Below are 4,844 nucleotides of genomic sequence, written 5' to 3' on the forward strand. Positions count from 1 at the left end.
CGGGAGGCGCGCCGGCGCCGCTCGGCGCCGCGCTCGGCCGATGAGCCTCGCGGCGCTGCGGACCGTGCTCGCGGCGCGCGCGCCGGGCGTCGCGCCCCTCGACGAGATCTCCCCGGCGGCGCTGCCGCCCGGCGGCTTCCTGCGGGCCGCGGTGCTCGTCCCGCTGCACGGGAAGGACGGTGTGCCGCACGTCCTGCTCACCCGCCGCACGCGGCACCTCCGCCGCCACGCGGGCCAGATCTGCTTCCCCGGCGGCCGCATCGATCCGGAGGAGGAGCACCTCGCCGCCGCGCTGCGCGAGGCGCGCGAGGAGATCGGGCTCGATCCCGCCCAGGCCGAGGTGATGGGACGGCTCTCCGAGACGCTCGTCCTCACCTCGGCGTTCTGCTTGACGCCCTGGGTGGCGACCGTGCCATATCCCTATCCCTACGCGGCGGCGGCCCACGAGGTGGAGGAGATCCTCCACGTGCCGCTCGCGGCGCTGCTCGCGCCGGATGCGCACCGGACCGAGCGCGCCGAGGCGTGGGGGCTGCCCTTGGACGTCCACTCCTACACCATCGGTGACGATACGATCTGGGGGGCGACCGCCCGCATCCTGGCGGAGCTCCTCTCCATCTGGAGGACCCTGTGAAGATCTACCCCGTGATCATGGCCGGCGGCTCAGGCACCCGTTTCTGGCCGCTGTCCCGCAAGGACCGGCCGAAGCAGTTCCTCCCGCTCGCCGGCGAGGCGCCGCTCCTCGCCGCGACGCTGGCGCGCCTGCCCCCGCTCGCCAAGGCCGACCGCACCTACGTCGTGTGCGGGCCGCAGCACGCCGCCGCTGCGCGGCGGATGCTCCCGCAGCTGCCGAAGGAGCACTTCATCGTCGAGCCGTGCGCGCGCAACACCGCGCCCTGCGTCGGCCTCGCCGCGCTCCACGTGGCCGCCCGCGATCCCCAGGGGATCATGGCGATGCTCCCGGCCGATCACCACATCGCGAAGCCCGCGGCGTTCCGCGACGCGATCGCGGCCGGCGCGCAGCTCGCCGAGCGCGGCGCGATCGCCACCATCGGCATCCGCCCGTCGCGGCCGGAGACCGGCTACGGCTACCTGAAGCTCGGGCCACGCCTCGCGGCGCGCGGCGGCGGCAAGGGCAGGGCGCGGCTCCAGGCCTTCAAGGTCGAGCGCTTCGTCGAGAAGCCCGACGCGAAGACCGCGGCGCGCTACCTCGCCGACGGCTCCTACCTGTGGAACTCCGGGATCTTCGTCTTCCGCGCGGACGTGATCCTCGAGGAGATCCGGCGCGCGATGCCGGTCCTCGGCGAGCAGCTCGCGCAGATCGCCGCCGCGCTCGGGACGCCGGCCTACGCCCGCACCCTGAAGCGCGTCTTCCCCGAGTGCCCGTCCATCTCCATCGACTACGGCGTGATGGAGAAGAGCGATCGCATCGCGGTGGTGCCGGCGGACTTCGGCTGGAGCGACGTGGGCAGCTTCGCGGCGCTCCCCGACGTGCGGACCACCGACGCGACCGGAAACGTCGCCGAGGGCGACGCGCTCGTCATCGACGGCAGGAACAACGTCGTGATCGCCACCGACGGCCGCCCCGTCGCGGTCATCGGCATCGACGACGTGGTGGTGGTGGACGCCGGCGACGCGATCCTCGTCTGCCGCCGCGATCGGGCGCAGGACGTGCGCAAGGCGGTGGAGGAGCTCACCCGCCGCGGCCGGGACGAGGTGCTCTGATTCGGGGGCGCCGCGCGCGCCCCTTCGTGCTAGACAGCGCCCGTTCGCCCCACCGTGGCCTGCGCGCCGCGGGGGGCGGCACGACATTACTCGCACCGGAGGACCCCACATGGCGACGCTCTCCCCCACGATCTTCCGCGAGTACGACATCCGCGGGCTCGTCGATCAGGACCTCACGGAGGAGGCGGTCCACCTCGTCGGGAAGGCGCTCGGGACGCGCATCCGCGAGGCGGGCGGGCGCAAGGCGGCCGTGGGGCGGGACGCGCGCCTCTCCGGCGAGCGCTTCCGCGACGCGATGGTGTCGGCGCTCACCTCGACCGGGGTGGACGTGCTCGACCTCGGGGTCGTGCCGACGCCGCTCACCTACTTCGCGGCCCACACCGCGGGCGTGGACGGGATCTGCATGATCACCGGCTCGCACAACCCGCCGGAGTACAACGGCCTCAAGGTGGGCCTCGGCGCGGCGACCTATCACGGCGAGGAGATCCAGGCGCTCCGCCGGCTCGCCGAGTCCGGGAAGTTCGCGACCGGGGCGGGCAAGGTGACGCCGTACGACGTGGTCGGCCCGTACCGGAAGTACGTGCAGGAGAACCTCCGCCTCGGGGGACGCAAGCTCAAGGTGGTCGTGGACGCCGGGAACGGGACGGGCGGCGTCATCGCGGTGCCCATCTTCGAGGCGCTCGGGCTCGAGGTCGTGCCGCTCTTCATCGACATGGACGGCCGCTTCCCGAACCACCACCCGGACCCGACCGTGGAGAAGAACCTCGAGCACCTGAAGGCGAAGGTGCTCGAGACGAAGGCGGACCTCGGCATCGCGTACGACGGGGACGCGGACCGGGTCGGCGCGGTGGACGAGCGGGGGAACGTGCTCTGGGGCGACCAGATCATGATCCTCTTCTCCCGCGCGCTCCTCGCGGAGCAGCCCGGCGCCGCCATCGTCGGCGAGGTGAAGTGCTCGATGTCGCTCTACGACGACATCGCGAAGCGCGGCGGCCGCGGGATCATGTGGAAGGCCGGGCATAGCCTCATCAAGGCCAAGATGAAGGAGGAGAAGGCGCTGCTCGCGGGCGAGATGAGCGGGCACATCTTCTTCGCCCACCGCTGGTTCGGCTTCGACGACGGGATCTACTCGTCGGCGCGGCTCGTGGAGCTGCTCTCCCGGACGAGCGCGCCGCTCTCGGCCCTGCTCGCCGACGTGCCGCGGACCGAGTCCACGCCGGAGCTGCGGGTCGACTGCCCCGAGGACAAGAAGTTCGAGGTGGTGCGGCGCGCGCAGGAGTTCTTCGCCGCGCGCTACGAGGCGGTGACCGTGGACGGCGTGCGCGTCGTCTTCCCCGACGGCTGGGGCCTCGTGCGCGCGTCGAACACCCAGCCCCTGCTCGTCCTGCGCTTCGAGGCGCGCACGAAGGAGCGGCTCGACGAGATCGAGCGGCTCGTGCGCGGCAAGGTGCAGGAGATCATGCGGGAGCTGGGGGCATAGCGATGCCGCTCGGGATCGGGGTGGACCTCGGCGGGACGAACGCCCGCGCGGCGGTGGTCGACACCGACACGGGCGAGATCGTCGCCGCCCACAAGGAGCCGCTCCGCGAGCGGGAGCCGTCGCGGGTCGTCGCCGTGGTGCAGCACGCCATCGCCGAGGCGTCCGCCGCGGCGGGGATCGCCGCCGGCGCGGTCGGCGCCGTGGGCGTGGGCGTCGCCGGCCAGTGCCTCGGGCGCACCGGCGTCGTGCTGAACGCGCCGAACCTGGGCTGGCGCGACGTCGCCATCGGCGAGCTGCTCCGCGACGCGCTCGGCCTGCCGGTGCGGGTGGCGAACGACCTCTCGGTCGCCGCCTGGGGCGAGAAGCGCTTCGGCGCCGCAAAGGGGCTCGACGACGTCGTGCTCGTCTTCGTCGGCTCCGGCGTCGGCTCGGGGCTCATCCTGGACGGCCGCCTCTACGACGGCGCGCAGGGCGTCGCGGGCGAGTTCGGCCACGTGAAGGTCTGCCCGATCCGCCCGGAGACGGCGGTGCGGCGCTGCGGCTGCGGCGACTGGGGCTGCCTCGAGGCCTACACCTCCGGCGTGAACGTCGCCGCGCGCGTGCGGGAGGAGATCGCCGCGGGCGCCCGCACCGCGATCTTCGAGCGGGTGGGCGGGGACCTCGGGCGCGTGAACGCGAGCCTCGTGGACGACGCCTACCGCGCCGGCGACGCGTACGCGCGGGCGCTCTGGGCCGAGGTGGGCGAGCTCCTCGGCACCGCCATCGCGAACCTCGTCACGATCCTCAACCCGGCCCGCCTCATCCTCGGCGGGGGCGTCCTGCTCGGCAGCCCCGCGCTCGGCGACCTGGTGCGCCGCGCCTTCGACGAGAAGGTCTCGAAGTCCGCGGTGAAGCAGCTCAGCATCGAGCACGCGTGGCTGGGGGATGACGCCGGCGTGATCGGGGCGGCGGTGCTGCCCTGACCGGCCGTGCGCCCCCGCGGGCGGCTTCGCCGCGATCGCGGTGGGCGCCCCGGCGGGCTCGCTTCGCTCGCCTGTTCGTTGATCCTGGATCGGCCGTCGTCGCGAAGGTCGAGGCGAGCTTCCGCGTTCACGGCAGCTCGTAGCGCACCGTGTAGCGCAGCCGCGTCGCCACCCGCTCCTCGCCGCGGCGCGCGGGCTCGAAGCGGCAGTGGCGCTTCACGCCCGCGACGGCGGCCTCGCCGAGGCCGTGGCCGGGCTCCTCCACCACCTTCGCCTCGGCGACGCGCCCCGCCTCGTCCACGACGAGCGTCAGCACCACGCGCCCCTCGACCCCGGCGCGGCGAGCTGCCTCGGGGTACTCGGCCTGCGGGATCTCGCAGGAGACCGGGCGCGGCAAGGTGGTCACCTGCGCCGGCGGGACGTAGCGCTCGGAGCGGTAGGCCTGGACGTCGCCGGGATCGGGGGCGGTGCGCGGCGCCTCGCCGTGGAGCGTGTTACCGGCCGGCGCGGGGAAGCTCCCGCCTTCCGTCGTCGCCGACATCGAGACCCCGACCCGGACAGGGGCGCGGCGCGGCGCGTCCCGGGGCGGCTCGGCGTTGGGCGGCGGCGGCGCGGGATCGGGGCGCGCGACGCGCGGCGCGTCGGGGGGCGCGGGGGCGACCCGGCGTGGGGTGGGGCGG

Annotated in this window: 5 protein-coding genes; 4 read left to right on the plus strand and 1 reads right to left on the minus strand. The window is 74.4% G+C overall.

Annotated features, from left to right (window positions below; all coding sequences use genetic code 11):
- The 4 genes from MNY62_RS25255 to MNY62_RS25270 form a co-directional block, all read left to right on the plus strand.
- The coding region (locus MNY62_RS25255) for an NUDIX hydrolase (RefSeq protein ID WP_242347092.1) at positions 1 to 631 on the plus strand (631 nt) is incomplete at its 5' end.
- The gene (locus MNY62_RS25260) at positions 628 to 1,722 is read left to right on the plus strand and encodes a mannose-1-phosphate guanylyltransferase (protein WP_242347093.1); all 1,095 of its coding nucleotides are present in this window, start codon (positions 628 to 630) and stop codon (positions 1,720 to 1,722) included. The genes MNY62_RS25255 and MNY62_RS25260, both read left to right, overlap by 4 nt.
- Positions 1,723 to 1,831: 109 nt before the next feature.
- Complete coding sequence (locus MNY62_RS25265) at positions 1,832 to 3,202, plus strand: phosphomannomutase/phosphoglucomutase (RefSeq protein ID WP_242347094.1); 1,371 nt, start codon at positions 1,832 to 1,834, stop codon at positions 3,200 to 3,202.
- 2 nt (positions 3,203 to 3,204) lie between these two features.
- Positions 3,205 to 4,164, plus strand: coding sequence for an ROK family protein (locus tag MNY62_RS25270; RefSeq protein ID WP_242347095.1), 960 nt, complete (start codon positions 3,205 to 3,207; stop codon positions 4,162 to 4,164).
- A gap of 127 nt (positions 4,165 to 4,291) precedes the next feature.
- Here the strand turns inward: MNY62_RS25270 and MNY62_RS25275 are convergent.
- On the minus strand, positions 4,292 to 4,844 hold a 553-nt coding region (locus MNY62_RS25275), incomplete at its 5' end, for an energy transducer TonB (RefSeq protein ID WP_242347096.1).

It is taken from the genome of Anaeromyxobacter terrae, from assembly GCF_022690685.1.
Taxonomy (GTDB): Bacteria; Myxococcota; Myxococcia; order Myxococcales; family Anaeromyxobacteraceae; genus Anaeromyxobacter; species Anaeromyxobacter terrae.